This window comes from Nocardia sp. NPDC052566, from assembly GCF_044547285.1.
In the GTDB taxonomy this organism is placed as follows: Bacteria; Actinomycetota; Actinomycetes; order Mycobacteriales; family Mycobacteriaceae; genus Nocardia.
Genome location: NZ_JBIUAF010000008.1, coordinates 13,700 through 39,321 on the forward strand (window position 1 = coordinate 13,700; position 25,622 = coordinate 39,321).

Here is a 25,622-nt window from a genome sequence, read left to right on the forward strand (position 1 = left end):
ATGTCGAGCCCACTCGGCCCCGGAAACAGACCGACGACCCGGGTCCGACCGTACGCCCTGACCTCGGGGCGTACCGAACCCGCGGTCGACCTTCCGCTCGAGGCGGTCATCGAAACCATTGCCTACAACGCGCATCTCGACTGGCCGACCGGCGATATCCGCATCGAGATCCTGCGGCTCGGCACGCACCGGCTCTCCGTCGCGGAGATCGCCGCGCACCTCGACCGCCCGCTCGGCATGGTCCGGGTGGTGATCGGCGATCTGGTCGTCGACGGCGCGCTGCGCGTGCATTCGACGCTGACCGAACAAGCGAGCTTCGACGAACGCCGTTCCCTGATGGAGAGGACTTTGCGTGGACTCCGTGCCCTATAGGAATCCGGTTCCCAATCAAGCCCAAGGGCAAGATGATTCCGACATCCGCGTCGCATCGACCAAGATCGTGGTCGCGGGTGGTTTCGGCGCGGGCAAGACCACGTTCGTCGGCGCCGTATCGGAGATCGTTCCGCTACGCACCGAGGCCATGGTCACCCGCTTCTCCGACGGCGTGGACGACCTGTCCGACACTCCGGAGAAGGAAACGACCACCGTCGCCATGGATTTCGGCCGGATCATCCTGCCGGGCAACCTGGTGCTCTACCTGTTCGGCACCCCGGGCCAGCGCCGGTTCTGGTTCATGTGGGACGACCTGATCCGCGGCGCGATCGGCGCGGTGGTGCTGATCGACACCAGGCGGCTGGAGGACAGTTTCGCGGCCGTCGACTTCTTCGAGGCGCGCAAGCTGCCGTTCCTGATCGCGGTCAACCGCTTCCCCGACGCGCCGCGCTTCCCCATCGCCGAACTGCGCGAAGCGCTTTCGGTGCGGGAGGGGGTGCCGATCGTGGATATCGACGCGCGCAACGCGATGGAGGTGCGCCAGGCGCTGGCCGCGGTCACCGAGTACGCGATCGCACAGCTCAAGGCTCTGGAATTGGAAGGTACCGCTACGCATGCATGAGGCCCAGCTGCTCGCGCTCGGGGATGCGAGGGTGGAGCAGTTCTCCATGGGCGTCTGGCTCGCCGCCCTGTCCTTCGGCATCTCCGTGCTAGGCGCGGTCGTCGGCTTGGCCTGCGTCCTACACGGCGCGCGCTCGGCCAGGTTCCGGCTGGTCTGGGTGGCCTCGGCGGCGGTGTCGGTCGGCGGCGTCGGCATCTGGCTCGCTATGTCGGTGGCGCTGCTCGGGCTGAAGGTGAGCGGCACCGCGCTGCGCTACGACACCAACATGCTGATCACCTCGATGGTGGTGGCCTTCGTCGGCGTCTTCGCCGGACTCGTACTCATCGGACGGACCAGGCGGCTGCCATGGCTGCTCGCCGGTGGCCTGGTGATGGGGCTCGGCGCGGGCGGATCGATCTACCTCGGCATCACCTCCGTGCAGGTGCAGGGTTCGGTGGAGGTCACGCTGTGGCTGGCCGCGGTGGCCGCGGTCGTCGCGGTGCTGACGGCGATCGGCACGCTGTGGTCGTTCCAGACCTTCCGCACGCAGCTGGCCCGCGGCGTCACCATCCTGCTGTTCGCCGTCGGCGTCGCCGCGACCTACTACCTGACGGTGTTCGCGCTGGAGACGAGCGTCGACGCGTCGGTGAAGACGCCGGGCGGGCTGGCGCTGTTCGACTTCGTCTTCCCGATGTTCGTGGTCGGCTCGCTCGCACTGACCGTGCCGATCTCCGCGGTACTGATCGCGCCCGACCGGCGCGACTCGGCGCCGGTGCTCCCCACGTCGCGCCGGAGCGGACTCGGGGCTACCCGCTAATGCCGCGGAGGCCACTGAGGTAGTCGATCCGTCGAGCGCAGTCATATGGCCCTCGATTACGGCGTGTCACAGGGCCATTCGACTGCGCTCGGCGAGTGCGTCGCTACGGATAGCTGTGCCGGGTTACGAGGTGGGGGCGGGCATTTCGCCGACGCGTTTGCTCGGGTCGATGATGCCGAAGACCTCGCCCTGTGGCGCGGTGATCAGTGTGCTGCGCCCGACCGGTGAGTCGGTCGGCGGTTGCAGCACCGTGCCGCCGAGTTCGGTCGCGCGTTTCGCGCCCGCGTCGACGTCGTCGAACTGGAACCAGGTGAGCCAGTAGGCGGCGGGTTCGCCGCGCGCGGCGGAATCGTCGCTGATGCCGCCGACGGATTCGGTCCGCGCGGGCGGGGTGAAGGTCACGTACTTCTCGTCACCGAGATCGAAGTCGGTGTAGGTGTAACCGAAGATATCGCGGTAGAACTTCTTCGCCGCGTCGAAATCGTGGGTGTGCAGCTCGTTCCAGACATAGCCACCGTGTTCGCTGTACCAGGCGGCGCCGTTGTGCCCGCGCGCCTGCCACACCGCGAACACGGCTCCGGTGGGATCGGCGGCGACGAACATCCTGCCGAACTCCATGACATCGAACGCGGGCACGACCAGCCGCCCGCCTGCCCGCGCCACCGCCTCGGCGCTGGCATCGGCATCGTCGACCGCGAAGTAGGTGGTCCACACCGACGGCGAACCCGCCATCGGCTCCGGTTTCGGACCGATGCCCGCCGCGGCCGCACCGGATTTCGCGGCCATCAGATATCCGCCCGATTCGGGCCCGCCGTCCTGGATCTCCCAGCCGAACAGTTCGGCGTAGAACTCCCCCGCCTTCGCCGGATCGTCGACTTGGCAGTCGATCCAGCACGGTGTCCCCTGTGGCCAGGCCTCGGTGCGTATGGGCATCGGTCATCTCCGTTTCGAATGGGTACTTCGTTTCCTCCAAGAACGCGCGAACCCTCTCTAGTGAACCAGTAGGGTGGAGCAGTTTTGGCCGGTTCGGCAATGCCGACGATTTCCGGCGCGAACCCACTTACAGTGGGACGCATGCGCTTCGGTCTGGATTACGCCGCGGGGCGGCCGGGTGGTGCGGCGATCCGTGCGGCGGGGTTCGACTTCGTGGTGCGCTACCTGTCCGACGGCGGGCCGAGCCTGCCCGGCAAGCTGCTCACCCCGGCCGAGGCCGACGATCTGCGCGCGCACGACATCTCGATCGTGTCGAACTGGGAGACCACCGCGACCCGCATGCTCGACGGCTACGGCGCCGGAATCGTGGACGCGCGAACGGGTTTGGCGCAGGTGCTGCGCTGTGGCGGCCGGCGGGACCGGCCGATCTACTTCTCCGCCGATTTCGATACGACACCGCAGGATCAGGCGGCGGTCAACGCCTATCTCGAGGGCGCGGGCACGGTGCTCGGTCCCGCGAATGTCGGTGTGTACGGCGGATATTGGTCGATCAGCCGGGCATTGGACGCGGGCTGCGCGAGCTGGGCCTGGCAGACCGAGGCCTGGTCCGGCGACAACCTGGAGAGCAGGCGCAATATCCATCAGACGCGCCGCCAGGTGGTGGTCGGCGGGGTGCTCTGCGATGTGAACATGGCCATGACCACCGATTTCGGCCAGTGGGATTTCGTACAGGAGGAAGAAGCGGACATGACGCCGGAGCAAGAGGCAGTGCTGCGCGATATCCAGGTGCAGTTGCGTGGGCCGGGTCTCGCCGGTTGGCCGCAGCTCGGCGCCGACGCGGAGGGGCACAATCTGACGCTGGTCGACGGGCTGGCCGCCGCCCTGCGGCGCATCGATGAGCTGGAGGGCGAGTCAACGGGGCTACGCACGCAGATCGGTGAATTGCGCACCGAGATCAGCGATCTGGAGACAACGACCGCGGATCTGGCGCGTCAGGTGGAGCGGTTGAGCGGGCGGCATTGGCCGTGGCCGCTATCGCTGATCGAGGGGCCCGCGGCGGTGGTCGGCGAGCAGCTGGCCCGGCTCGAGTCTTTGCTGCCCGACTTGCCCGGTTTGTCGGGTCGTCCTGAAACAGAGCGGCATTCACCAGGAAACGGCGCGGTCGCCGCCGCCGATACCAGCAAGTGAACGTCGCACAATCCACTGATTGCCGGGAGCTGAATCCTTGAATCAGCAACAGCAAGAAGGATTTCGGAGATTCGGCCGAACGGCCGGAAGTTTGGCGATGAGCGGGTTCCCACCGGGAACCGGGAGAACCCGCCCTCCCGGATGAGGGTACCGGCGTCAGGACACGAAAACATCACTTCCGCGAGACTTTTACAGATACCAAAAACCAACCCTCAGTAGGTATTTCACCCTACAGCTACCCCGATGCAATCCAGCGGTCGACGAGAGCGCCCGGTAGCTTCCGCCACGCCGATAGCCATTCGATTGCCAGATCGTTGCAGCGGTCACGCACGCGCCGACGGCAACCCGCGCTGCCTCGACATTCGGTCGAACGTCCACGGTCGGGCGCGTTCAGCTCCCATGACAGCACCCGGCGGGTTATCGTCGGCTTGCACTGTCAGGTTCGTTCGAAGGAGTTCGCATGGCCGTCAACGTGGTGCTCGACAAGGCGCTCGACAAGGCGTACGAAAACAAATCACTGAAGGATATTCTCTCCGCCCCACCCTCGGCTCTGGCCGGCCTCACCGAAGCGCACGATAAGCAGCTGCTGGAGGCCCTCAAGATCAAGACCATTGCCGACCTGGGGAGCAACAAGTTCTTCCAGCTTGCCGCGACGCTGGTACAGCTCGCCGAAAAAGAAGGCTGAGATTTTGGCCGCGCCTTCGGCGCGGCGGATTCGTGGCCCCCTGATGGCTCGCATCCGGTCGACCGCTGCTCGCGGCTTCGCCGCAATCGCATCGGCCGACCGGATGCGAGCCGGGCCACGAATCGACAATGTACGAGAGTCGTTGCCTGTCAGAGCCGTTCGGGATCGATGAGGCCGCGGCGAATGGCCGCGACCAGCCTGCGCGGCACCTGGTAGACCACGCCGCCGACGGTGATCGGCACCAGATTCACCGGCGCCGCTTTCCACTGCGAACGTCGGCTGCGGGTATTGGACCGCGACATCCTGCGCTTCGGCACCGCCATCTCAGGACTCCCCTCGCCGCGTACGCTTGCCGTACTTGCGCTCGAACTTCTCCACCCGGCCCTGGGTGTCCATGACGCGGTGGGCGCCGGTCCAGAACGGATGCGAATCCGAGGTGACGTCGACGACGAGCAGCGGGTAGATGTTGCCGTCCGACCATTCGATCTCGCGCGCGCTCGTCGCGGTGGACCTGGTCAGGAACCGGGTGCCGGTGCTCGAATCCTCGAACACCACCGGGTGGTAGTCGGGATGGATCCCTGTCTTCATTTCGCTTCTCCTCCATGCTGATTGGGGCTGATGGTGGCGTTCTCGCCGTCCTCACCGGGAGCTGCATTCAATTCGCGGCTCTCCCTGGGCCCTGCGTGGTTACGCTGCGCTGCCTCCTCCGGGCCCTGAGCTCGAGCCGCTGGATGCCAGTCGCCGAACGGGTCGGCCCACTGCGCCACCCGTTCCGGCGAGCGCTCGACCAGGCGTAGTTCGTCGTCCTCGACCAGCGCCCAGTGCAGCGCCTGGCGGATCTCGGCCGGATCGGCATCGTGCACCAGGATCACCAGCGAGGTGTCCCGGTCACCGAAGTGCTCGTCCCAGCGCAGCGCCGCCAGCGCGCGCCGGTCCGGATCCGCCTGCGCCAGTTCGTCATCGGTCATCGCGGCCAGCCAGCGGCCCGCGCCGCCGACGCGCAGTCCGCCACCCGCGGACTCCAGCCACACCACCTCGTCGGGCTGGGTGGCCAGCCAGATCCGCCCGCGCGCGGTGACCACGCCGTCGAGCAGCACATCGATGGCCGCGTGCAGCCGCTCCGGGTGGAACGGGCGCGCCGCGGCGAACTCGATCAACTCGACCCCGTAGTCCTGGCTCAACGGTGGCTGCCCGCGCAACAGCGGCGCGTGCGCGTCGAAGGTCCGCCCGCGCCTGGCATCGAACGGGACCCGTGCGAGCAACTGTTCGATCTCGGGCCGATCGAGCAGATCGGGCTCATCCAGCCAGGCCACCGGCGCGGTCGGCGCCAGCCTGCTCAGCACCGCGGCCAGCCTGCCCCGATCCAGCGGGTCCGTTGCGGGCCCCAAAGCCACCAGGGCATCGGCGAATTCGGCCTGTCCGACGGCGACCTGCGCCACCGTCCGCTCGTCGTCGGCGGTGGCAACACCGTACTCGGCGAGCGTCTCGTCACCCGTGGCATCGGACAGCCAGGTCTCGGCATCCAGGCAGGTCAGCACCGCGTCGACGCGGACGTCGCGCCCGGCGGGCCCGTCCACCCTGCCGACGACACCGGTGACGACGACGCCATCGATGGCCTGACACACCGCCTCCGCCTCGAACGCCGGATCCAGCTCCAGCACAATGCGATCCACCGAATCGCGGGCGGCGAGCGCACAGAGCAGCGGCAGCAGATCCTGCCGCAGCGTGCACGACACACAGCCGTGCGCCAGTTCGAGCACCGTCGCCGTTTCCTGCTCGAACATGCGCACCGTGCGGTGCACGATGCCCTCCCGCAGCGCGCTCAACTCGTGCCGGACGACGACGGTGCCCGGCGCCGACAGCAGTGCCATCGCCGCCCGATCCACCCCGGCCGCGGCACGCCCGGCGGATCCGGTGATCAGCACGACGGGTGTTCTCCGGTCGGACTCAACCACCAGGACCCCTTTCGACAATGATTTTCATTTGGCTTCGAGTCACGGTACATTGTCGAGCGGCCGTTGTCGAAAATGATTGTCATCTACCGGAGGAGGCTGTGTCTATGTCGGCCCACTGCCAGGTCACCGGGCGCAAACCCGGATTCGGCAAGTCCGTCTCGCATTCGCACAAGCGGACCAGCCGCCGCTGGAACCCCAACATCCAGCGCAAGACCTACTACCTGCCCAGCGAGGATCGGCGCATCACGCTGACCGTCTCGGCCAAGGGCATCAAGACCATCGACCGCGACGGGATCGAGGCCGTGGTCGCCCGCATCCGAGCACGCGGCGACAAGATCTGAGAGGAGCGCCACCATGGCATCGAAGTCGACCGAGATCCGGCCGATCATCAAGCTGAAATCGACGGCCGGAACGGGATACACGTATGTGACCCGCAAGAACCGGCGCAACGACCCGGACCGGATGGTGCTGCGCAAATACGACCCGGTCGTGCGCAGGCACGTCGATTTCCGCGAGGAGCGCTGATGGCGAAGAAGTCGAAGATCGCGCGCGACGCACAGCGCAGGGCGATCGTCGCCCGCTACGCGACGCGCCGGGCCGAGCTCAAAGAACTCATCCGCAAACCGGGCACATCGGACGCCGATCGGGCTGCCGCGCAGAGCGAACTGGCCCGCCAGCCCCGGGATGCCAGTCCGGTACGATTGCGCAATCGGGATGCCTCGGACGGGCGGCCGCGCGGTCACCTCCGGAAATTCGGACTGTCCCGTGTGCGTGTGCGCGAGATGGCCCATCGGGGTGAGTTGCCCGGTGTGCGCAAATCGAGCTGGTAGACAACCACTGTTCTCGTGAGAAGGAACCCGTCATATGGCAGTCAAGCGAGCACCGTCGAAGAAGGTACGCGCCGAGCAGGCCCGCCGGCCCAAGAAGAACCCGCTCATCGCCGCAGGTGTTGAAACTGTCGACTACAAAGACGTCAACCTGCTGCGCACATTCATCTCCGACCGCGGCAAGATCCGCAGCCGCCGGGTCACCGGACTCACCCCGCAGCAGCAGCGCCAGGTCGCCGTCGCGGTGAAGAACGCCCGCGAGATGGCCTTGCTGCCGTTCACCAGCCGGTAGACCACCACCGACCAACGACCGAGCCCCCGATGCGGATCGCATCGGGGGCTCGGTCGTCGTATCACAAAAGCGGTGTGCGACTACGGGTTACGGGATGGTCAGCACCTGGCCGACGTTGATCGCATCCGGGTTGTCGATACCGCTCGCGTTCGCGATCTCCTGGTAGCGGTTGCCGTCGCCGTAGAAGCGCTCGGCGATCGACCACAGGGTGTCACCCGGCTCGACGGTGTAGGTCTGCGCCGCGGGCGGGGGCGGCGGCACCTCTTCGTGGGCGGCCGGCGCGGCGGCGGCCGGCTCCGGGGCGGGCAGCGGGTCGTCGGTCTGGGTGCCCGAGGACCACAGCGCGCTGCCGTCCTTGCCGTAGAGCACCACATTGCGATCGGCCTGCACCTGCAGCCGGTCCGCGTCCTTGCCGTTGGTCTCGGTGGACCACGCGGCGCCGTCGCCCTTGTAGAGCACGAAGTTGCCGTCGTCCTGCAGGACGGCCCGCTCCACGTGCTGGTCGTGAGTTTGGGTGGCCCACACGACATTTCCGCTCGGCTCGCTCAGCACGAGATTACCGTCCGGCTGCAGAGTGAGGGTGTACGCGCCACCGGTCAGAGATTGGCCGAGTCCCAGTTCTTCACCTACGCGCAGTGTGTCGCCCACGTCGATCCTTTCGAAGAGTTATCGTGCGGAGAGTTGCCGAGCAGCAGAGCATGCGATCGTCGATGCCCGCCGAAAGCCCCTGGCGCGCATCGAAGCCGAATTTACTGCCCTGACGGGCCCGGCGTAGGGATTACGCGCAGGGTTCGCGGAAAGTTCACTGTGTGGGCTTCGTCGCTGTGATGAATTGGCGCACATGACGCTCGGGATTTCGGAAAGTTTGCTGAACTCGGCCGACTTTCCGGCGGCGCGGGCGGGCGGGTCAACTAGGGTGGTGCCCCATGACCCGGATGTCCGGCGGGCGCACCGCCGCAGCTGTTGCCGTCGCGCTGTCCGTACTCGCCGTCACGGCCTGTGGAAGCTCGGATGACGGTGCCGCACAACAGAATACGAGCACGAGAAGCTCCGCGGCGCCGAGTACGCCGACCGAGGACACCGGCACCGGCGCCGGTAGGCCGTTCACCGCGGACCCGGCCATCGTCGGCGCGCACGCGATCGCCTTCACCTCGTGGACGCGGCTGCCCGGTGACAAGATCGCGGTCAACTTCCAGACCGGCTCACCGGAGTGCTACGGCGTGGACGCGAGCGTCAAGGAGACCGGCAAGTCGGTCACCGTCGAGTTGCGCGCGGGCACCCGCGCCGATTCGGTCGGCAAGGTGTGCACCATGATCGCCGTCTTCGGCACCCTGGAGGTGCCGCTGAAGGCGCCGCTCGGCGATCGCCAGGTGCTGAGCGCGGTCTGAGCCGTCACGGCGCCGATAGGCCGACAGCGGCGACGCGGTCGGCGAATTCGGCGTAGCCGCCTGCCCGCGCGCCGCGCCAGGTCAGCTGCGCCTGCACCGCGAGCGGCATGGTGATCGATACCGAAATCTGTTGGGGCGTCTGTGCCGTCGGGTCGTCACACCAGACGAGTAGCCCGGCGCCGAGATGGTGCGCGAGCTGTTCCGGCGGCAACCGCGTGCCGTCGACGAACACCGTGGGATCCCACAATTCGTAGGCGGCCATGGGCGGAACATTGAACTTCGCGATATCTCCGCCGGTGACGTAGTACGTCGGCGCGAAGGTGGCATTGCGCACGTCGTGTCCCGCGGCGACGAGATCCGCGGGGGTGCGCGCAGATCCGAAGAACGGCAGCGGTTCCAGCTGCGTGCCGCCCTTGCTCCAGTAGTCGATGACGATATCGGGAGCGAGGGCGAGTGTCGCCTCGCCGACCCGCAATCCGTCGTTCCAGATCCGAGGCCGTTTACCGTGCGCGCGCACGATATCCGCGCCCCAATTGATCAGTCCGAGCAGCACGTCGGCAGGCCGGGCCTGCGGGCCGTACGTGGCACGCGCATAGGAGCCCAGTTGCGGAAACTCGTCGTAGGTCGCCACCCGGCTGCCCTGGAGCAGGAATTCGTCGCCACCGAGATGCCAATAGCGGCCGGGGAACAGCGGCACGAACTCCTCCAGGATGTCGCGCATCAGTTCGTAGCCGCGCGGATCCGAGAGGTCGACGGCCGCGTCGGACACCGTGCCGTCGCGGCTACGCAGCTTCAGTTCCGGATAGGCGGCGAGTATGCCGTTCATGTGGCCGGGGAAATCGACCTCGGGCACGATCTCGACCTGGTTGCGCGCGGCATAGTCGATCAGATCGCGGATGTCCTGCTTCGAATAGTGCTGCGCCGCAGTGATTTCCGGGCGTCGCTCGCTGGCGAGCCGGAAGCCGAAGGAGTCCGAGAGATGCAGGTGCAGCACGTTGAGCTTGAGATCGCCCATTCTGCGGATCTGCGCGCGCAGCACGTCGAGGGGCATGAACTCACGGCCGACGTCGAGCATGAGGCTGCGCTCGCGATACTGCGGCCAATCCGTCACGGTCCCGCCGGGAATCGTGCCCGATCGGCGCAGCATCTGCAGCACGGACCTGGTCGCATAGAAGACACCGGGCAGGTCCGCACCCTGGAGTTCGAGCGTCTCGGCTATCGAAATCCGGTATGCCTCAGCGGTATCCGGCGCGTCGGGCACGCGGCCGGTGCGGAGCACGATATCGCCGGGGGCGGCGTCCACGCCCGGCTCGGCATGCACCGGCCTGCCGATCCGCGCCTCGAGCTCCGCGGCCAGGTCGTCCGCGATGGTGCGCAGGTCCGCTCGCGCGAAATGCACGCGGGGCCGCTCGCCCACCGTGAACGCGGATCCGCCGGGCATCCAACTCTGCGCCGACGGCACCGTCTGCGGTGCGACCGGCGCGGCGGCGGCCCGCGGCGCACCGACCGACAGCGCCGCCGAACCGAGCACCACCACGACGAAACCCGTGATCGCTCGCCGGATCGCCCGACGAGCGTTCCAGCGAGCGAGTGCGGTCCATGCCTGCATCCGGCAACAGTAGATGCCGCCGGATGCCATGAACATCCCCGAAAAACCGGGGATTGTTCGGTTTTTGTGCGTCAGTGCGCGAAGTGCCGAGATCCGGTGAGGTACAACGTGACTCCGGCCTCGCGGGCGAGGTCGACGGTGTCCTGATCGCGGACCGAACCGCCCGGCTGGACGATGGCGCGGATGCCTGCCTGGATCAGCTGCTGCGGACCGTCGGAGAAGGGGAAGAAGGCATCCGAGGCGGCGACGGAACCCTTGGCCCGGTCACCGGCGCGCTGCACCGCGAGCCCGACCGCGTCGACCCGGTTGACCTGGCCCATGCCGACGCCGACGGAGGCGCCGTCGTGTGCGAGCAGGATCGCGTTCGACTTCACGGCACGGCAGGCGCGCCAAGCGAATTCGAGATCCGCCAGGGTCGCCGCGTCGGCGGCTTCGCCGGCCACCAGGGTCCAGTTCGCCGGATCGTCGCCCTCGGCGTCGAGGATGTCGCGCTGCTGCAGCAGCGCGCCACCGCTGATCGGGCGCAGTTCCGCACCCGCGCGCCGCGGCGGGGTCGCGACCAGGATGCGCACATTCTTCTTGCGCTGCAACACTTCCACCGCGCCGTCGGCATAGCTCGGTGCGACGATCACCTCGGTGAAGATGTCGGCGACCTGCTCGGCCAGTTCTACGGTGACCTCACGGTTGGCCGCGATCACACCGCCGTACGCGCTCACCGGATCGCACGCGTGCGCCTTGCGGTGCGCCTCGGCGATATCGGCGCCGATCGCGATGCCACAGGGGTTGGCGTGCTTGATGATCGCCACCGCGGGGGCGTCGTGGTCGTAAGCCGCGCGCCAGGCGGCGTCCGCGTCGGTGTAGTTGTTGTACGACATTTCCTTGCCGTGCAACTGCTTTGCCTGCGCCAGCCCCTGAGCGCCGTCATTGTTCGAGTACAGCGCCGCCGCCTGATGCGGATTCTCGCCGTAACGCAGCACCGAGGTCCGCTCCCAGGTACCGCCGAGCCAGCCCGGGAAACCGGCCGGCTCCTGCGCGACACCGGGCGCGAGCACGCTGGTCATCCAGCTGGCCACTGCGACGTCATAGCTCGCGGTGTGCTGGAAAGCCTTGGCCGCCAACACGGTCCGCTCGGCCAGCGTGAAACCGCCCGCCCGCACCGAGGCGAGCACGTCGTCGTAGTCGGCGCTGGCCACGACCACCGCGACCGAGGGGTGGTTCTTGGCGGCGGCGCGCACCATCGACGGCCCGCCGATATCGATCTGCTCGACGCATTCGTCCTGGCTCGCGCCGCTCGCGACGGTCTGGGTGAACGGGTACAGGTTCACCACCACCAGCTGGAACGCCTCGACGCCCAGCTCGACCAACTGGTCGACATGCTCCTGCTTGCGCGAATCGGCGAGGATGCCCGCGTGCACCCGCGGATGCAGCGTCTTGACCCGGCCGTCCAGGGTCTCCGGGAACCCGGTCAGGTCCTCCACCTTGGTCACCGGGATACCCGCGTCGGCGATCTTGCCCGCGGTCGAACCGGTCGAGACCAGCTCGATGCCCGCCTCGTGCAGGCCCGCTGCCAGCTCGATCAGTCCGGTCTTGTCGTAAACGCTGATCAACGCCCTACTGATCGGCCTGCGTTCGCTGGTCACGACTGCGCCTCGCTGACGCTCGGCTCCGTCGCGCCCAATGGTGCTGTGTTTTTGGCTCGCTCGCTTCGCTCGCTCACAGGGATAGATGCCTTTCGTCCGTCGGAGACAATGCCGCGCGTCGCGACGGCGGCGACAACCTCCGCCAGCAACCGTCGCTCGACAACCTTGATGCGCTCGTGCAGGGTGGCCTCGTCGTCGTCGGGCCGCACCGCTACCGCCTCCTGCGCGAGGATCGGGCCGGTGTCCACGCCCGCGTCCACCAGGTGCACCGTCGAGCCGGTGACCCGCACGCCGTAGGCGAGCGCGTCGCGCACCCCGTGCGCGCCGGGGAACGACGGCAGCAGCGCGGGATGGGTATTGACGATGCGGCCGCCGTAGCGGCCGAGGAAAACGGGGCCGAGGATCTTCATGAATCCGGCGGAGACCACCAGATCGGGTTCGTGGGCGGCGACCGCCTCGGTCAGCGCGACATCCCAGGCCGCGCGATCGGGAAAGTCCTTCAGCGCCACTCGGAAATGCCCGACGCCGAACGCATCCGCGTGTTCGGTGGCGGCACACTGCCGGTCGACGCCGACGGCGACGATCTTCGCCGGGTAGCCGGGCGCTTGCGCGGCGTCGAGCAGCGCGCGAAGCAGCGATCCGGTGCCCGAGGCGAGCACGACGACGGTGGCCGGGGCCGCGGCGGGCACCCACTGGGCAGGTGGGGACGTCAGCGCTCTACTCCTGCGTGTCGATCGGATGGCGGACGGATGAAGCTCCGCCGTGCTGAAGCCTAGTTGGCGCGATGGAATGCGATCCGTCACACCCCTTGCCAGTTACGGCTAGCGGCCCGGCACCGGGTCGGCGTCGGGCAGATCGGTCTCGACCACCTCGGCGTCGACGATGTCGGGGACGCCCGCGCTGTGCGGTGCGCCGGATCCGATGGCCGGTTGCTCGTCGACCAGTTCGCCGTCGATCTCGACCTCTAGGTCGGGGCCGTCGTAGTCGGCGTACTCGTAGTACTCGTCGTCGGCGTAGTCATCATCGTCGTAAGAGGAGTCGTCGCCGCCGTCTTCGTAATCGTCGTCTTCGTAGTCGTCCGCGTGGTAGTCGTCGGCGTCGTAATCGTCGTAGCCGGATCGTGCGCCGGCCGGAATCACGAACCACCGCGCGCACAGCAGGCCCGCGTATCCGCCGATGGCGAGCCAGCCGAAGGTCAGCACCGCGAAGATCGGCAGCTCGAGGCCGACGTGACCGAACGAGCCGAGTTCGCCGCCCGCGAGCACGGCGAGCAGCAGCACCACGACGGTGGCCAGCCCCGCCGAGGTCAGCGTCGCCCACGGCGCCATCGCCCGATCCTCGGACGTGCGCGCGGTATCGATGCCGCCGAGCACGCCGACCGCGGCGGGCAGCACGAGCAGCACCGACCACCAGCCCGCGGCGGGCCCGAACGGCACCGCCGCCATCACCGGCACCGCCGGAATCGGCCCGCCCGCAACGGAAAACAGCGCGACCGAGGCGGACCCGAACTGCGCGGTGCCGCCGACGAGCACGCCGGTCGCGAGCAGCGCCATATTCGGCAGATACGCCAGCGAAAGCACCGAGAGCCCGATCACACCCGCGGCGTTACCCGCCGACTGATAGGTGGCCCCGATCTGGGACCAGTGCGCGAGGAAGGAAATGATCGTCACCGCAGTGGCGGCGGCCAGCAGGCGAAGGATGGTCCGGCCCGCGCCGTATACACCGGCGATCGCCCACTCGGGCGCGCGGACCAACTCGAAGAACTGCCCCCGGGTGCGGCTCACGATTCCGCCCGCCGCGGCGAGCAGATGGAGCAGCGCGACCCAGCCGAACGCGGCGAGCGTATTCGGCGGTTGCAATGCGACGACGCCGGAGGCGTCTTCGGTGACCGCCAGGCAGACGGCGGTGACCAGCAGCGGCCCGGCCAGCGCCGCGCCGACCAGCCAGCCGAGATCGGCGCGGGAACTGTCCGGCTCGGCCGCGCGTGCGCATTCCCGGCCCGCCAGCCAGAGCACGAACGCGGTCGGTAGTAGGGGTAGTAGGCCGAGCGAGGTCTTCCCGATCACCAGCGGAACCTGGTGTGCGCCAAGCCAACCGGCGGCGATCGCACCTGCGGCGCCGTCCATCCCGCCGCCGGAGGTGAACAGCGTGGCCAGAATCGCGACGGTGAGCGCGGTCAGCGTGACGGCGGCGGGCCGCGCCGCGACGAGCAGCAGCGCCCTGGCCCGCTCCGGGCTCAACGACAGAAACCCGGCCTCGTCCGCGGCATCGGCCTGCGGTTCCGGCTCGGCCTGCGACGCGCCGGTCCGCCGGACAAGGGCATTTCTGGGGGAGCTCATGACAATTCAGGTTGGCAGCTCCCCCACGGCGCGCGGGTCAGGCGCGCCGCTACGCCATGGGGGAAGGGGCCTTGTCTTACTTGTTGTCGTCGGAGGGACGGAAGGCCTGGGTGGCGTCCGAGGCCGGGTCCGAGGACTTCTCGCCGCCGAACGGCTGGCCCGGCTGCGCGGACTGAGCCTGCTGGCCCTGACCGAAGTTCAGCGAACCGTAGCCCGGCTGCTGCGCGCTGCCGAAGTGCTGCGTCGCACCCTCGTCGGCGGCCGGAGTGGCCGCCGGTGTGCCGTACGAAGGCTGTTGCGTCGCACCGTAACCCGCGGGCTGCTGACCGTAGGTCGGCTGCTGGGCCTGGCCATACGTCGGCTGCTGGGCCTGACCGTAGGTCGGCTGGCTCGGCTGGCTCTGGCCGTAGGGCTGCGGCTGCTGGTACTGCGGGGTGGACGGCTGGCTGCCGTATCCGCTCTGGCCGTACCCCGGCTGGCTCTGCCCGTATCCGGGCTGGCTCTGGCCATAACCCGGCTGGCTCTGCCCGAAGGACTGCTGGCCGAACGACGACTGGCCGTAGCCACCCTGACCGAAACCGGGCTGCTGGCCCTGCTGCTGCGCGGGGCGCGGCGCGGGCGCCTTCACGATGCCGGACTCGAAGAGCACCGCGGCCACCGCGACCGCCGCCTGCACGAAGGCGAGGAACAGCAGCAGGTAGGCGCCCCACTCCAGCTTCGCGTCCAGGTTGTCGGGCACGGTGAACGACATCAGCAGCAGACCGAGGAAGCCCGCGACGGAAGTGGCCGCGGCGGCACCGGTCAGATTCTGCTTCGGCAGCAGCGACAGCGCCGCGAGCAGGCCGCCGATCAGCAGGATGGTGAGCAGCGCCGGACCGCCGAACCATTCGAACAGGCTCGCGGTATCGGAGTTGCTGACGCTGACCCCGCCGACGGTCCTCGGCTTGCTACCGAGGTAGGGGATGAAACCGAGCAGGAAGTTGAGCACGCCGAGCGCCGCGGCGCCGACCACGAGGAAATACGGCAGCCCCTTGGCGGCGGAGCTCGAACCTGAGCCGGGAGCACCCGTCGAACCGAGGTTGGCTGAAGAGGTGGGTGTCTGCGCGGGTGTGTTGTACCCGGAGCCCCCGGTCGGGTATGACATGTCGTCGTCTCCTAGGTCGAGTCGTACGTCTGTGGTTCACGGCCTTGCTCGCTCTTGACGCTACTGCACTCGCTCGCCCAGGTCACCCTTAACCGACTGGCCGTACGACCTGATCGGACCGCCTAAGGGACGGATCGCGGCCGGTACGGGCCACAAATGCGTTCAGGGATCCCCAGGGGCGGGAATCCCTGAATCCACAGGGTCAGTACCTGGGGACAACTCGCCAGGCACCGTAGCTGCCGACACAGTCGAAGTCGCGCCACTCCCCTTTCTCGATGCCCTGATTGCCGCGGGCCAGGCACTGGTGCTCGTATTCGAAGGGACCGAGATTGCCGGGGGCAGGCAGGCTGGAACCGGTGTCGAACGGACCGGCCATCGCCGGGGCGACACCGAGGAATCCGGCGAAGACGACGGCGGCGGCCGCGGCGATCCTCGCCGCCGAGTTACGGGAAATGGTCATGGTGTTGGCGTCTTTCGTTCGAAGGGCGTTGCGCCGAACAGATTTCCGCCCACTCGTCTCAGCGCGATTTCACCGGGATTTCACGAGTCGACGAGCGCGCGCACCCGGTCGGCGTAGCGGCGCCAGCCGAATCCGGATTCGGTGTGCTGCCGGTGCAGTCGTTTCGCCAGGTCGCGCGCGGCCGCCTCCTCGCCCCCGGCCAGGAGCAGGGTGACCGTCACCGCGTTGGCCGCCTGCCACGGGATGCCGTGCGGTGCGTCGGCGAAGTCGGCGAGCAGCTCGCGCGCCTCGGCCAGCTCGCCCTTGGCGATGAGCACGTCGGCGAGGTCGACGCGGGCCATCCCGTCCGCATCGCCCTCGTGTGCGAAGGCGGCGCGGCAATAGGACTCGGCGGCGTCGAGCTGCCCGGCCGCCAGCGCGGCGCCGGCCCGGACCAGGTCGTTGAGCGGCAGGATCTGCCGGTCGTCCAGGCGGCGGGCGTACCGGTCGGAGGCCTCCGCGGCGGCCAGCGCCTCCTCGATCCGGCCGAGATCGAGCAGTGCCCGCGCCTCGTTGCTCAGCCCACGAGAGAGGCCGTGCTCGTCGCCGTTGTCCTTGTCGACCTCGGCGGAGCGCCGGTAGGCGGCCAGTGCGCCGTCGGGGTCGCCCGAATCCAGCAGCGCGGTGCCGAGCGCGTCGGCGAAGGATGCCCCCTGAGATGGGCTCTGCGCCAAGCGTTCGCCCTCACGCAGCCGAGCGACGGCCGCGGGCAGCACGCACCGTTCGATATCGACGATGCCCTGGTAGTAGCGCACGGTCTGCGCGAGCTCGAGGTCGTCGACCGGTGCGGCCACGGTGGCCGCGCGGGCCAGGTAGTGCGCGGCGCGATCCAGCTCACCGGTCATCAGCGAGTGGAAACCGCTGTGACTCAAGGCCGTCGCCGATTCGTGCGGATCGAGACCAGGCGTATCGACGAGTGCGGCGAAATGCCTGCTCGCCTCCCGATACCAGGCCCTGGCCAGCCACGGCACATGCATCGCGGTGGCCAGCGCCAGACCGTCGGCGGCGCGCGAGGTACCCGGCGCATTGTCCAGCGCGGCCAGCGTATTCGGCCACTCCGCGAATACCGCGGCCACCGCGTCGGCCCCCGCGAAATCGTCCGGCTCACCGAGCGCGCGCACCCGATCCAGGCACCAGTTCAGGTGCGCGGCACGCATCCGCTCGGTCTCGTCCGCTTCCGCCGATCGTGACAGCGCATAGTCGCGCACCGTCTCCAGCAACACGAACCGCTTTGCCGCACCGTCGGATTGGACCGTCACAAGGTTGCGGTTCACCAGATCCGCCACCGCGGGCGCGACATCGCCGACCTCGATCGCCGCGCGCACCGCGCCGCCCCTCGCACGGCCACCGATCGCCCTATGGTCGCTGACGTCATCGTGGCCACCAGCCACCGGCGCTCCGCCGAGAATGTCTGTGCCACTGGTTGATTCCGCGCTACCAACCGGGCCGGGCACCACCGCCTCGGCCGCTTCGAGCGACGCGCCGCCCGCGAACACCCCTAGTCGGCGCAGTACCACCTGTTCCCGCTCGTCGAGCAGCTCATAGCTCCAGTCCAGCGCCATCCGCAGGCTGGTGTGCCGCCCGCCGCCCGCATCGCGCGGCCCGCCGACCAGCAGCCGCACCCGGTCGTCGATGCGTTGCGCCAGTTGGGAAATCGTCAGCACTCGAGTGAGACCGGCGGCCAGTTCGATCCCGAGCGGCAGCCAGTCGACGGCCGCGCAGATCCGCACCAGCTCCTCCCGCTCCCCCGCCGTCACCAGCCCGTTCAACCCGGCCCGCTCGGTGAACAACGCCACCCCGACACTGCGATCCAACGCCCCGAGCGGATACACCGACTCCCCAGCCACCCCCAACGCCCGCTGCGAGGTGACGAGCACACCGGCACCACGCGCGACACCGACGACTTCCGCCACCGCGTCGACGACGTGCTCGGCGTTGTCGAGCACGAGCAGCACGGTGTCGTCCTGCGGTACGCCCAGCGCGGTGGCGATCGTGGTCAGTGGATCGGCGGGGTCGGCCGAATTCCCGTCCAGCAGAGCGCCGTTCTCCAATGCCGCGACGACCGCGCCCGGTATATCGTCCGTCCTGCCGAGCGGGGCCAGCTCGACGAACACCACGCGACGTCCGGAATATGCGGTGGCACGGGCCAATTCGGCGGCCAGCCGGGACTTTCCGCTGCCCGCGACGCCGGTCACTGTTGTCAGCCCCGGCACAGTGAGGCGGGAGGCGAGAGCCGCGAATTCGCGGCCGCGACCGAGGAAGCTGGTCTGCGGAGCGAAGACCACGCACTCCGCGTCGCGCACCGCTCCCTCTGCCGAGTAGTACGGAGATCCCGAGGCAGAATCGAGCGAGGACCGTCCCGCGACATCGCGCGGGACTCCATGCGGTGGCTCATGCGTCGACCTCGCCGCCGGATCGAACACAGCACGCCCCGCCGCATCACTCGACGCACCCGCCCCGGAATCACGCGACTTCGCCGCCGCATCACGCGGAAAGACCGAGCCGCCCTGGCTCGGATTCCGTGGGGAGCGAACGTCGTTCGGCGAACGCCGGGCCGAGTCGTGCGCGGAACCAGAAGCTTCCGGGTGGAATCGCAGGGCGTCGTACGGGGAGCGCAGCGTCGGATCGTGGTCGAGGATGCGCAGTTCCAGTGCTGTGGTGTCGGGGGAAGGGTCGACGCCGAGTTGTTCGACGAGCACGCGTCGCAACCGGGCGAGGCGGTCGAGCGCGTCGGCTTGGCGACCGGTGCGGTACAGCGCGAGTGCGAGTAGGCAGCCGAGCGGTTCGTGCAGTGGATGGCGGGATACCAGGCCGGTCAGCTCGGTCACCACCTCGCCTGCCGCACCGAGTTCCAGGTTCGCTTCGAGCCCGGCCACGGTGAGCGAGAGCCGCCAATCGTCGAGGCGGTCGCCCTCCGCCGCCGCGAACGGGAGTCCGCGCAGGTCCGCGAACGCGGGTCCGCGCCACAGCGCGAGCGCCTCGCGCGCCGCCGCCGCGACGGCCGCATGCTCACCGGTGCGGCGCGCGGCGTACATCCGCTGCGCCGCCGCCTCGGCCGCTCGCAGATCCGCGACCACCGCGGCGCTCTGATAACCCGCGGGGGTGCGCTCGATCAGTTCGGCATGCGGTTTGAGTGCGGCGCGCAGCCGGGACACGACGACGCGCAACCGCTGCACCGGGCGCTCGACCTCGGCGCCCCACAGATCCTCGGCCAGCCGCCCGTCCGGTACCGGCACTCCATCGGCCAGCGCCAGCCGCACCAGCACCGCCCGCTCCAACGGCCGATCAATGGCGACGGCAACGCCGTCGGCCCACACCTGTACTGGACCAAGCCCCAGCACGTCCACGCCACCAGCATGCACTGTCGCCCCCACCCGCTTCCGTCCGGTCACCGATGTCCAACTCCAGCTATCGACCGAAGGGGCTCAGAACGCAACGAGCGGCCGGGCCGAGGCCGTCCGCACAGCGCTGTGCACAGCGAAATCTCAACTGCGACAAGCATTCCAATCAGGACAAATGACCAACACCGCAACGCAACCGTGATCAGGGCGTGCCAGGCTGGCAGTCGATGCTCACGTATACCCAAGCCGTCGTGATCGGCGCACTCCAAGGTATTACCGAACTCTTCCCGATCTCCAGCCTCGGCCATTCCGTGCTGGTGCCCGCCTGGCTGGGCGGATCGTGGCGCGAGCTGGTGACCCAGGGTGATTCCGAGACGGGCACACCGTATCTCGCGTTCGTGGTCGGACTGCATGTGGCGACGGCGATCGCGCTGCTGGTGTTCTATCGGCGGGATTGGGTGGACATCATCACCGGATTCGTCACCACGCTGCGCACCCGCCGCATCGAGACCTCCAGCCAGCGCCTGGCCTGGCTGGTGCTGCTCGCGACGGTGCCGGTCGGCGCGCTCGGCCTGCTGCTGGAACACCCGCTGCGCACCCTGTTCGCGAAACCCCTTGCGGCCGGGCTGTTCCTGACGTTGAACGGGGCCGTGCTCATCGCGGGCGAGGTACTGCGCCGGCGCAGTCAGCCGACGCTGGCCGACTACGGCCGTGCTTTCGCGGTCGCCGAGGCGCGCGCCGACGCGGTCGAGCGGGGCTATCTGACCGAATCCAAGCGGGAACCCCGGCTCGCGGAGCTGACCGCGAAGGATGCGCTGATCATCGGCGCCTCGCAGACCGGTGCGCTGTTCGCCGGAATCAGCCGATCCGGCATGACCATGGTCGGCGGCCTGCTGCGTGGCCTCGATCACGAGGACGCGGCGAAATTCGCCTTCCTGCTCGCCACGCCGGTCATCCTGGCCGCCGGCGTGCTGAAGCTGCCGACGCTGGCAGGGCCGCAGGGTGACGGCATCCTCGGGCAGGTGCTGGTGGGTTCGCTGGTGGCGGGTGTCGCGGCCTATGTCGCGGTGCGCTTCCTCGAGCGCTATTTCAAGAGCAACTCGCTGCTGCCGTTCGCGGTGTACAGCTTGGTATTCGGACTCGCCTCGGTGGTCCGCTTCCTCTGAACACGACGAAGGCCGCCTCCGGCGAACGGAGGCGGCCTTCGTGGTCCGATACGGATCAGGCCCGCCTCGTCCCCGCCACCACCCTCAACGGAGACGCTGCGCGCCGCTCATCACACTTCTACGCTGGCCTTCTCCAAGATCTCGCGCGCCAGCGCGGCGGTCTCGGACGGCGTCTTGCCGACCTTCACGCCCGCGGCCTCCAGCGCGTCCTTCTTCGCCTGGGCGGTGCCCGCCGAGCCGGAGACGATGGCGCCCGCGTGGCCCATGGTCTTGCCCTCGGGGGCGGTGAAGCCCGCGACGTAGCCGACGACCGGCTTGGTGACGTTGGCCTTGATGTAGGCCGCGGCCCGCTCCTCGGCGTCGCCGCCGATCTCGCCGATCATCACGATCAGCTTGGTCTCGGGATCCTTCTCGAACGCCTCGATGGCGTCGATGTGGGTGGTGCCGATGACCGGGTCGCCGCCGATGCCGATGGCGGTGGAGAAGCCGAAGTCACGCAGCTCGTACATCATCTGGTAGGTCAGGGTGCCGGACTTCGACACCAGGCCGACCGGGCCCTTGCCGGTGATGTTGGCCGGGGTGATGCCGACCAGCGACTCGCCGGGGGTGATGATGCCGGGGCAGTTCGGGCCGATGATCCGGGTCTTGTTGCCCTTCTCCACGTTGTAGGCCCACGCGTAGGCGGTGTCCTGCACCGGGATGCCCTCGGTGATGACCACGAGCAGCGGGATCTCCGCGTCGATGGCCTCGATGATGGCGTCCTTGGCGAACTTCGGCGGCACGAACGCGATGGAAACGTCCGCGCCGGTCTCCTTGATGGCCTCGGCGACGGTGCCGAACACCGGCAGCTCGACCGCGGCGCCGTCCTTGTCGGTGTGCGCGACGGTGGTGCCCGCCTTGCGCGCGTTCACACCGCCGACGACCTGGGTGCCCGCCTTCAGCATCAGCGCGGTGTGCTTGGTGCCCTCGCCGCCGGTGATGCCCTGGACGATGACCTTCGAGTCCTTGTTCAGGAAGATAGACATTTCAGCGTATTCCTTACTTGGCTCGGTGTTACCGGGAAGCCAGTTCGGCGGCCTTGTCGGCGCCTTCGTCCATTGTCTGCGCAAGAGTGATCAGCGGGTGCGCGGCATCGACCAAAATCTTGCGGCCCTCGTCGACCTTGTTGCCGTCGAGGCGGACGACCAGCGGCTTGTTCGCGTCGGCGCCGAGGATCTCCAGCGCCTTCACGATGCCGTTGGCGACCGCGTCACAAGCGGTGATACCACCGAAGACGTTCACGAACACGCTCTTGACCTGCGCGTCGTTCAGGATGACGTCGAGGCCGGCGGCCATGACCTCGGCCGAGGCGCCGCCACCGATGTCGAGGAAGTTGGCGGGCTTGACGCCGCCGTGGTTCTCGCCCGCGTAGGCGACCACGTCGAGGGTCGACATGACCAGGCCCGCGCCGTTGCCGATGATGCCGACCTCACCGTCGAGCTTGACGTAGTTGAGGTCGTTCTCCTTGGCCTTGAGCTCCAAGGGATCGGTCGCGTCCTTGTCCGCGAATGCCTCGTGGTCCGCGTGGCGGAACTCGGCGTTCTCGTCCAGGGTGACCTTGCCGTCGAGCGCGAGGATCTCGTTGTCGGGGGTGCGGACCAGCGGGTTGACCTCCACCAGGGTGGCGTCTTCGCCGACGAACACCTCCCAGAGCTTCTGAATGGTCACGGCCGCCGCGTCGAGCACGTCGGCGGGCAGGTGGCCCTGCTCGGCGATCGAGCGGGCGAACGCGAGGTCGACACCCTTGACGGCGTCGACGGGAACCTTCGCGAGGCGCTCCGGCTTGGTCGCCGCGACCTCTTCGATCTCCATGCCGCCTTCGACCGAGCACATGGCCAGGTAGGTGCGGTTGGACCGATCGAGCAGGAAGGAGATGTAGTACTCCTCCGCGATGTCCTTGGCCTCTGCGACAAGGATCTTCTTGGTGATGTGGCCCTTGATATCCAGGCCGAGGATGTTCTGCGCGTGCGTGAACGCGTCGTCCGGGGTAGCGGCGTACTTGACGCCACCAGCCTTGCCGCGGCCACCAGCCTTCACCTGAGCCTTGATCATCACCGGCTTGCCGATTTCCTCCGCGATGGCGCGGGCGTCCTCGGCCGTGTCCGTGACGCGGCCCTCGGACGAAGGCACTCCGTGCTTAACGAAGAGCTCCTTCGCCTGATATTCGAAGAGATCCATGTACTCACCGTCTCGTCTGCGTTGTGATGACAACGTCTTTGTTGGCGGCCCGACGTCGGAAGCGGGTCGGGTCGGACTCTAACCAGTCACATGGACGGCCAATCGGCCACATACATCCTAAGTGGCGCAGGTCACGGGCCGAAACGGGCGCCGGAAAAACCGCTGGCCAACGCTACTGGCGAGTAGGTTATTGACGGCGCGCCAGGTAGAGCCGCCCAACCCGGGACCCATGCCCGTCTACTACGGATTGTCGTCGATCAACCTCACCGGAGTGCCCGCCAAAAGGTGAGATATTCCGTGTCGTTACGGTGATCAATCTCACATGTTTGGATAGATTGTGCCCACCGCTTGCGGACCCTGCAATCGTTTCGTTACCGTCAATGCGGTCGATATCACAACACGGTCACGACTAGGAGGACGGCGAGCTTGACGCAGCACAGCACTCCGCGGGTGGACAGCCGTTCCGCTGACCGGTTGACCTCGGATTATCGCTCCAAGAAGCGGCTCACTCGATGAACCATCGCTCGGCCTTCGTTCCCGAAAACCGGTCTCGCTCCCATCGTTATCGCGATGACGAGGAGTCGTACGGCGCCAACGGTCACTCCGGCGGGCAGCGTGATGTAGGCGACAGTGGGTACGCCCCCGCGAGTGTGAGCTTCGCCAGTTTCAATCCCGAGGATTCGTGGGACGGGTTCGCACAGGGCGACTCATGGACCGCTAACGACGATTCGTGGGCGCCCGAGCCGGCGCAGGGCTCGTGGGCTCCGCAGGCGCAGAACACGTGGGCGGCCGATCAGGCGCAGGGCTCGTACAAGGCTCGGGGCGCGTGGACGCCAGACCGTGGGCAGAGCGACTCCTGGTCCGCGAACGAGGCTTGGGGACAGGACGATTCCTGGCCCGAAGGTGGCGCCTGGTCCGAAGGTGGCGCCTGGGATTCGGAGCAGTCCTGGGCGGACGATGAGGACGCCGAGACGCCCGCCGCCACACCGACCGTCGTCCCGGCTCGCCGCGCGAACCGGCGCGGTGGCGCCCATCGGGTGCCGACGCCGCCCGCCGCCCTCAAGGGCCGCGCCGCCGTTGTCGCCGTTGCCGCGGGCGCCGTTGTCGCCGCGGGACAGGCCGCGATCGCCTCCCCCGGCGAGCAGCAGTCGCACTCCATCGACTACCAGGCCGCGGGCCAGGTGCACGAGATCGCCGCACAGTCGGTGAGCGTGACCGAGCCCGGCGCCGCCAACCCGGAATCGCCTCAGGTGCTGAATGTTTCGGCGCCGACCAACCTGAACCAGTTCAACGACATCCTGGAGAAGGGCCGCAAGTACGCGGAAGACCTCGCCGCCCAGGAAGCCGCCAAGCTGCGCCCGCTGTTCACCAAGTTCACCAGCGGAAACTTCACCTCCGGCTACGGCGCCCGCTGGGGCGTGCAGCACCTCGGCATCGACGTCGCGGGTCCCATCGGCACCCCGATCGTCGCGGTCGCCGACGGCACCGTGCTCGAGGCGGGCCCCGCCGCGGGCTTCGGCATGTGGGTGCGCCTGCTGCATGACGACGGCACCGTCACCATCTACGGTCACATCGACACCGCCACCGTGTCCCAGGGCCAGCGCGTCATGGCAGGCGACCAGATCGCCACCATCGGCAACCGTGGCTTCTCCACCGGCCCCCACTGCCACTTCGAGGTCTGGCTCAACGGCACCGACAAGATCGACCCGGTGCCGTGGCTGGCTACGCGTGGCATCGGGCTCGGGCCGCAACGCGACTGAGTTCCGGTTCGGTTTGCGGGCCATGGCAGTCGGCGAGCTGGCCTGACGCGTTCCAATAGGCGTGGAGCCACCGCACGCAGCATTGAGCTCGGACCACCGCACGACCCGCGGCGATCGACCGCAGGGGTTGGCGTACGCCCTATCGCTGGCCACTCGCGGCGGAACCACAGGGACCGACCCGGCAGATTGGGTCGGTATGTCCAGCTGGCTTCCAATAGCCCGTGGCGCCAGGCGTCCAGCAAGCGGGCTCGACGCGCCCCAGCCGCGCATCTTCTGATTTCCCGCGCGCCGAACCGCCTGCGATTTCGTGTGCGGCAAGTCAAAGGCTGTGCGGCGATAGTCATCCCGTCGGCCGCATCATCCCGTCCGCCGCATCATCCCGTCGGCCGCACGTCCGGCCGATTGAGGGGCGCGGAAGCGTGGCTCGCGAGACACAAGCGATTCCGGCGCTTTGGTCGGCGACTCGCGGCATCGGCTTGGGCAGCGGGCAGCGGGCTTGGAGGGATCGGCCGAGTCGGCAGTTCCGGGGCGCTGGCTCCCATTTGCCGAGCAAGATCATCAGGAACTGGCGTAAGTCCTCTCTCGCACTTTACTTACCTCAGTTCCCGATGATCATGGAACTTGGTTCGCGCGGACTGAATTCGGGGGCAGCTCAGTCTGATTCGTCCGATGTTCGGTTTGCGTAGCCGCAATCGATTCGTTACCTTCGATCCCATCGATGATCATCACGGCCGCTGCGATCGGAGACGACCAGTCCTATGCGCGTTGAGAACCCTGTGCAGTTCCGGGCAACCCTTCAAGGACCAGGCAATTCGGACATACAGGCGTGTTCTCGACATTTCGGTCAGG

General features: G+C 68.2%; 26 protein-coding genes. 12 read left to right on the forward strand and 14 right to left on the reverse strand.

All coding sequences use genetic code 11. The annotated features are described in order from the left end of the window. From ACIG5A_RS38510 to ACIG5A_RS38520, 3 genes are read left to right on the forward strand one after another with little or no spacing between them, the layout of a single operon-like run. The gene (locus ACIG5A_RS38510) at positions 1-372 is read left to right on the forward strand and encodes a DUF742 domain-containing protein (protein ID WP_397249530.1); all 372 of its coding nucleotides are present in this window, start codon (positions 1-3) and stop codon (positions 370-372) included. After that, a complete protein-coding gene (locus ACIG5A_RS38515) occupies positions 362-994 on the forward strand; it encodes a GTP-binding protein (RefSeq protein ID WP_397250301.1) in 633 nt (210 codons plus the stop codon). The genes ACIG5A_RS38510 and ACIG5A_RS38515 overlap by 11 nt, the downstream gene beginning before the upstream one ends. Continuing rightward, a complete protein-coding gene (locus ACIG5A_RS38520; protein ID WP_397249532.1) occupies positions 987-1,790 on the forward strand; it encodes an MHYT domain-containing protein in 804 nt (267 codons plus the stop codon). The genes ACIG5A_RS38515 and ACIG5A_RS38520 overlap by 8 nt, the downstream gene beginning before the upstream one ends. A 123-nt stretch (positions 1,791-1,913) precedes the next feature. Here the strand turns inward: ACIG5A_RS38520 and ACIG5A_RS38525 are convergent, their stop codons facing one another. Next, positions 1,914-2,723, reverse strand: coding sequence for a VOC family protein (locus ACIG5A_RS38525; protein WP_397249534.1), 810 nt, complete (start codon positions 2,721-2,723; stop codon positions 1,914-1,916). A gap of 141 nt (positions 2,724-2,864) precedes the next feature. On the opposite strand from ACIG5A_RS38525, the gene ACIG5A_RS38530 reads away from it, so the two are divergent. Together ACIG5A_RS38530 and ACIG5A_RS38535 are read left to right on the forward strand one after the other, a co-directional pair. After that, positions 2,865-3,911, forward strand: coding sequence for a glycoside hydrolase domain-containing protein (locus ACIG5A_RS38530; RefSeq protein ID WP_397249536.1), 1,047 nt, complete (start codon positions 2,865-2,867; stop codon positions 3,909-3,911). A gap of 460 nt (positions 3,912-4,371) precedes the next feature. Beyond that, positions 4,372-4,596 carry a hypothetical protein gene (locus ACIG5A_RS38535; RefSeq protein ID WP_397249538.1) on the forward strand — a complete coding sequence of 75 codons (225 nt, stop codon included), beginning with the start codon at positions 4,372-4,374 and terminating at the stop codon, positions 4,594-4,596. 149 nt (positions 4,597-4,745) lie between these two features. Here ACIG5A_RS38535 and rpmF read toward each other — a convergent pair whose 3' ends face one another. Genes rpmF through mrf form a run of 3 tightly spaced genes read right to left on the reverse strand, consistent with a single transcriptional unit; the run spans position 4,746 to position 6,554 of the window. Further along, the gene (rpmF, locus tag ACIG5A_RS38540; protein ID WP_397249540.1) at positions 4,746-4,919 is read right to left on the reverse strand and encodes a 50S ribosomal protein L32; all 174 of its coding nucleotides are present in this window, start codon (positions 4,917-4,919) and stop codon (positions 4,746-4,748) included. Position 4,920: 1 nt separating this feature from the next. Continuing rightward, on the reverse strand, positions 4,921-5,184 hold the full coding sequence (locus ACIG5A_RS38545; protein WP_397249542.1) for a type B 50S ribosomal protein L31: 264 nt from the start codon (positions 5,182-5,184) through the stop codon (positions 4,921-4,923). Further along, positions 5,181-6,554 carry a ribosome hibernation factor-recruiting GTPase MRF gene (gene mrf / locus ACIG5A_RS38550; protein WP_397250303.1) on the reverse strand — a complete coding sequence of 458 codons (1,374 nt, stop codon included), beginning with the start codon at positions 6,552-6,554 and terminating at the stop codon, positions 5,181-5,183. The genes ACIG5A_RS38545 and mrf overlap by 4 nt, the downstream gene beginning before the upstream one ends. Positions 6,555-6,655: 101 nt before the next feature. Here mrf and rpmB point away from each other — a divergent pair, with 101 nt between their 5' ends. Genes rpmB through rpsR form a run of 4 tightly spaced genes read left to right on the forward strand, consistent with a single transcriptional unit; the run spans position 6,656 to position 7,670 of the window. After that, positions 6,656-6,892 (forward strand): 50S ribosomal protein L28, encoded by a 237-nt coding sequence (gene rpmB / locus ACIG5A_RS38555; RefSeq protein ID WP_328406336.1) that lies wholly within the window; start codon positions 6,656-6,658, stop codon positions 6,890-6,892. A gap of 13 nt (positions 6,893-6,905) precedes the next feature. Beyond that, positions 6,906-7,076, forward strand: a complete 171-nt coding sequence (gene rpmG / locus ACIG5A_RS38560; RefSeq protein WP_040695436.1) for a 50S ribosomal protein L33 — start codon at positions 6,906-6,908, stop codon at positions 7,074-7,076. Then, on the forward strand, positions 7,076-7,381 hold the full coding sequence (gene rpsN, locus ACIG5A_RS38565) for a 30S ribosomal protein S14 (RefSeq protein WP_397249545.1): 306 nt from the start codon (positions 7,076-7,078) through the stop codon (positions 7,379-7,381). The genes rpmG and rpsN overlap by 1 nt, the downstream gene beginning before the upstream one ends. Positions 7,382-7,415: 34 nt before the next feature. After that, positions 7,416-7,670 carry a 30S ribosomal protein S18 gene (gene rpsR / locus ACIG5A_RS38570; protein WP_040695439.1) on the forward strand — a complete coding sequence of 85 codons (255 nt, stop codon included), beginning with the start codon at positions 7,416-7,418 and terminating at the stop codon, positions 7,668-7,670. Between the two features lie 87 nt (positions 7,671-7,757). On the opposite strand, the gene ACIG5A_RS38575 is transcribed toward rpsR, so the two are convergent. Further along, positions 7,758-8,318, reverse strand: a complete 561-nt coding sequence (locus ACIG5A_RS38575) for a LysM peptidoglycan-binding domain-containing protein (RefSeq protein ID WP_397249547.1) — start codon at positions 8,316-8,318, stop codon at positions 7,758-7,760. A gap of 278 nt (positions 8,319-8,596) precedes the next feature. On the opposite strand from ACIG5A_RS38575, the gene ACIG5A_RS38580 reads away from it, so the two are divergent. Continuing rightward, complete coding sequence (locus ACIG5A_RS38580; protein ID WP_397249549.1) at positions 8,597-9,058, forward strand: hypothetical protein; 462 nt, start codon at positions 8,597-8,599, stop codon at positions 9,056-9,058. A 4-nt stretch (positions 9,059-9,062) separates the two neighbouring features. Here the strand turns inward: ACIG5A_RS38580 and ACIG5A_RS38585 are convergent, their stop codons facing one another. The 7 genes from ACIG5A_RS38585 to ACIG5A_RS38615 form a co-directional block, all read right to left on the reverse strand. After that, positions 9,063-10,667 (reverse strand): family 20 glycosylhydrolase, encoded by a 1,605-nt coding sequence (locus ACIG5A_RS38585; RefSeq protein ID WP_397249551.1) that lies wholly within the window; start codon positions 10,665-10,667, stop codon positions 9,063-9,065. A gap of 71 nt (positions 10,668-10,738) precedes the next feature. Further along, positions 10,739-12,307, reverse strand: a complete 1,569-nt coding sequence (purH, locus tag ACIG5A_RS38590) for a bifunctional phosphoribosylaminoimidazolecarboxamide formyltransferase/IMP cyclohydrolase (RefSeq protein ID WP_397249553.1) — start codon at positions 12,305-12,307, stop codon at positions 10,739-10,741. Further along, positions 12,304-12,996: a phosphoribosylglycinamide formyltransferase gene (gene purN / locus ACIG5A_RS38595; protein ID WP_397249555.1), complete on the reverse strand. Its 693-nt coding sequence runs from the start codon at positions 12,994-12,996 to the stop codon at positions 12,304-12,306. The genes purH and purN overlap by 4 nt, the downstream gene beginning before the upstream one ends. Before the next feature lie 132 nt (positions 12,997-13,128). Then, the gene (locus ACIG5A_RS38600; protein ID WP_397249557.1) at positions 13,129-14,646 is read right to left on the reverse strand and encodes a DUF6350 family protein; all 1,518 of its coding nucleotides are present in this window, start codon (positions 14,644-14,646) and stop codon (positions 13,129-13,131) included. A gap of 76 nt (positions 14,647-14,722) precedes the next feature. Then, positions 14,723-15,790, reverse strand: a complete 1,068-nt coding sequence (locus ACIG5A_RS38605; RefSeq protein ID WP_397249559.1) for a DUF5336 domain-containing protein — start codon at positions 15,788-15,790, stop codon at positions 14,723-14,725. Positions 15,791-15,992: 202 nt separating this feature from the next. Then, complete coding sequence (locus tag ACIG5A_RS38610; protein ID WP_397249562.1) at positions 15,993-16,250, reverse strand: hypothetical protein; 258 nt, start codon at positions 16,248-16,250, stop codon at positions 15,993-15,995. A gap of 80 nt (positions 16,251-16,330) precedes the next feature. After that, on the reverse strand, positions 16,331-19,636 hold the full coding sequence (locus ACIG5A_RS38615; RefSeq protein ID WP_397249564.1) for an AfsR/SARP family transcriptional regulator: 3,306 nt from the start codon (positions 19,634-19,636) through the stop codon (positions 16,331-16,333). Between the two features lie 221 nt (positions 19,637-19,857). Here ACIG5A_RS38615 and ACIG5A_RS38620 point away from each other — a divergent pair, with 221 nt between their 5' ends. After that, positions 19,858-20,796 carry an undecaprenyl-diphosphate phosphatase gene (locus tag ACIG5A_RS38620; RefSeq protein ID WP_397249566.1) on the forward strand — a complete coding sequence of 313 codons (939 nt, stop codon included), beginning with the start codon at positions 19,858-19,860 and terminating at the stop codon, positions 20,794-20,796. A 110-nt stretch (positions 20,797-20,906) separates the two neighbouring features. Here ACIG5A_RS38620 and sucD read toward each other — a convergent pair whose 3' ends face one another. Both sucD and sucC read right to left on the reverse strand, forming a co-directional pair. Next, entirely contained in the window at positions 20,907-21,821 is a 915-nt protein-coding gene (sucD, locus tag ACIG5A_RS38625) for a succinate--CoA ligase subunit alpha (RefSeq protein WP_397249568.1), read from the reverse strand. Positions 21,822-21,849: 28 nt separating this feature from the next. Then, positions 21,850-23,013, reverse strand: coding sequence for an ADP-forming succinate--CoA ligase subunit beta (sucC, locus tag ACIG5A_RS38630; RefSeq protein ID WP_397249570.1), 1,164 nt, complete (start codon positions 23,011-23,013; stop codon positions 21,850-21,852). A gap of 512 nt (positions 23,014-23,525) precedes the next feature. Here sucC and ACIG5A_RS38635 point away from each other — a divergent pair. Next, positions 23,526-24,773 carry a M23 family metallopeptidase gene (locus ACIG5A_RS38635; protein WP_397249572.1) on the forward strand — a complete coding sequence of 416 codons (1,248 nt, stop codon included), beginning with the start codon at positions 23,526-23,528 and terminating at the stop codon, positions 24,771-24,773. Positions 24,774-25,622 lie beyond the last annotated feature (849 nt).

Coding starts and splice junctions, on each gene's coding strand:
- ACIG5A_RS38510 (WP_397249530.1), top strand. CDS start 1: ATGTCGAGCCCACTCGGCCCCGGAAACAGACCGACGACCCGGGTCCGA.
- rpmG (WP_040695436.1), top strand. CDS start 6,906: ATGGCATCGAAGTCGACCGAGATCCGGCCGATCATCAAGCTGAAATCG.
- ACIG5A_RS38585 (WP_397249551.1), bottom strand. CDS start 10,667: ATGCAGGCATGGACCGCACTCGCTCGCTGGAACGCTCGTCGGGCGATC.
- sucC (WP_397249570.1), bottom strand. CDS start 23,013: ATGGATCTCTTCGAATATCAGGCGAAGGAGCTCTTCGTTAAGCACGGA.
- rpmB (WP_328406336.1), top strand. CDS start 6,656: ATGTCGGCCCACTGCCAGGTCACCGGGCGCAAACCCGGATTCGGCAAG.
- ACIG5A_RS38535 (WP_397249538.1), top strand. CDS start 4,372: ATGGCCGTCAACGTGGTGCTCGACAAGGCGCTCGACAAGGCGTACGAA.
- rpsR (WP_040695439.1), top strand. CDS start 7,416: ATGGCAGTCAAGCGAGCACCGTCGAAGAAGGTACGCGCCGAGCAGGCC.
- ACIG5A_RS38525 (WP_397249534.1), bottom strand. CDS start 2,723: ATGCCCATACGCACCGAGGCCTGGCCACAGGGGACACCGTGCTGGATC.
- ACIG5A_RS38600 (WP_397249557.1), bottom strand. CDS start 14,646: ATGAGCTCCCCCAGAAATGCCCTTGTCCGGCGGACCGGCGCGTCGCAG.
- ACIG5A_RS38530 (WP_397249536.1), top strand. CDS start 2,865: ATGCGCTTCGGTCTGGATTACGCCGCGGGGCGGCCGGGTGGTGCGGCG.
- ACIG5A_RS38620 (WP_397249566.1), top strand. CDS start 19,858: ATGCTCACGTATACCCAAGCCGTCGTGATCGGCGCACTCCAAGGTATT.
- ACIG5A_RS38520 (WP_397249532.1), top strand. CDS start 987: ATGCATGAGGCCCAGCTGCTCGCGCTCGGGGATGCGAGGGTGGAGCAG.
- rpsN (WP_397249545.1), top strand. CDS start 7,076: ATGGCGAAGAAGTCGAAGATCGCGCGCGACGCACAGCGCAGGGCGATC.
- ACIG5A_RS38635 (WP_397249572.1), top strand. CDS start 23,526: ATGAACCATCGCTCGGCCTTCGTTCCCGAAAACCGGTCTCGCTCCCAT.
- ACIG5A_RS38605 (WP_397249559.1), bottom strand. CDS start 15,790: ATGTCATACCCGACCGGGGGCTCCGGGTACAACACACCCGCGCAGACA.
- sucD (WP_397249568.1), bottom strand. CDS start 21,821: ATGTCTATCTTCCTGAACAAGGACTCGAAGGTCATCGTCCAGGGCATC.
- ACIG5A_RS38580 (WP_397249549.1), top strand. CDS start 8,597: ATGACCCGGATGTCCGGCGGGCGCACCGCCGCAGCTGTTGCCGTCGCG.
- ACIG5A_RS38610 (WP_397249562.1), bottom strand. CDS start 16,250: ATGACCATTTCCCGTAACTCGGCGGCGAGGATCGCCGCGGCCGCCGCC.
- rpmF (WP_397249540.1), bottom strand. CDS start 4,919: ATGGCGGTGCCGAAGCGCAGGATGTCGCGGTCCAATACCCGCAGCCGA.
- ACIG5A_RS38545 (WP_397249542.1), bottom strand. CDS start 5,184: ATGAAGACAGGGATCCATCCCGACTACCACCCGGTGGTGTTCGAGGAT.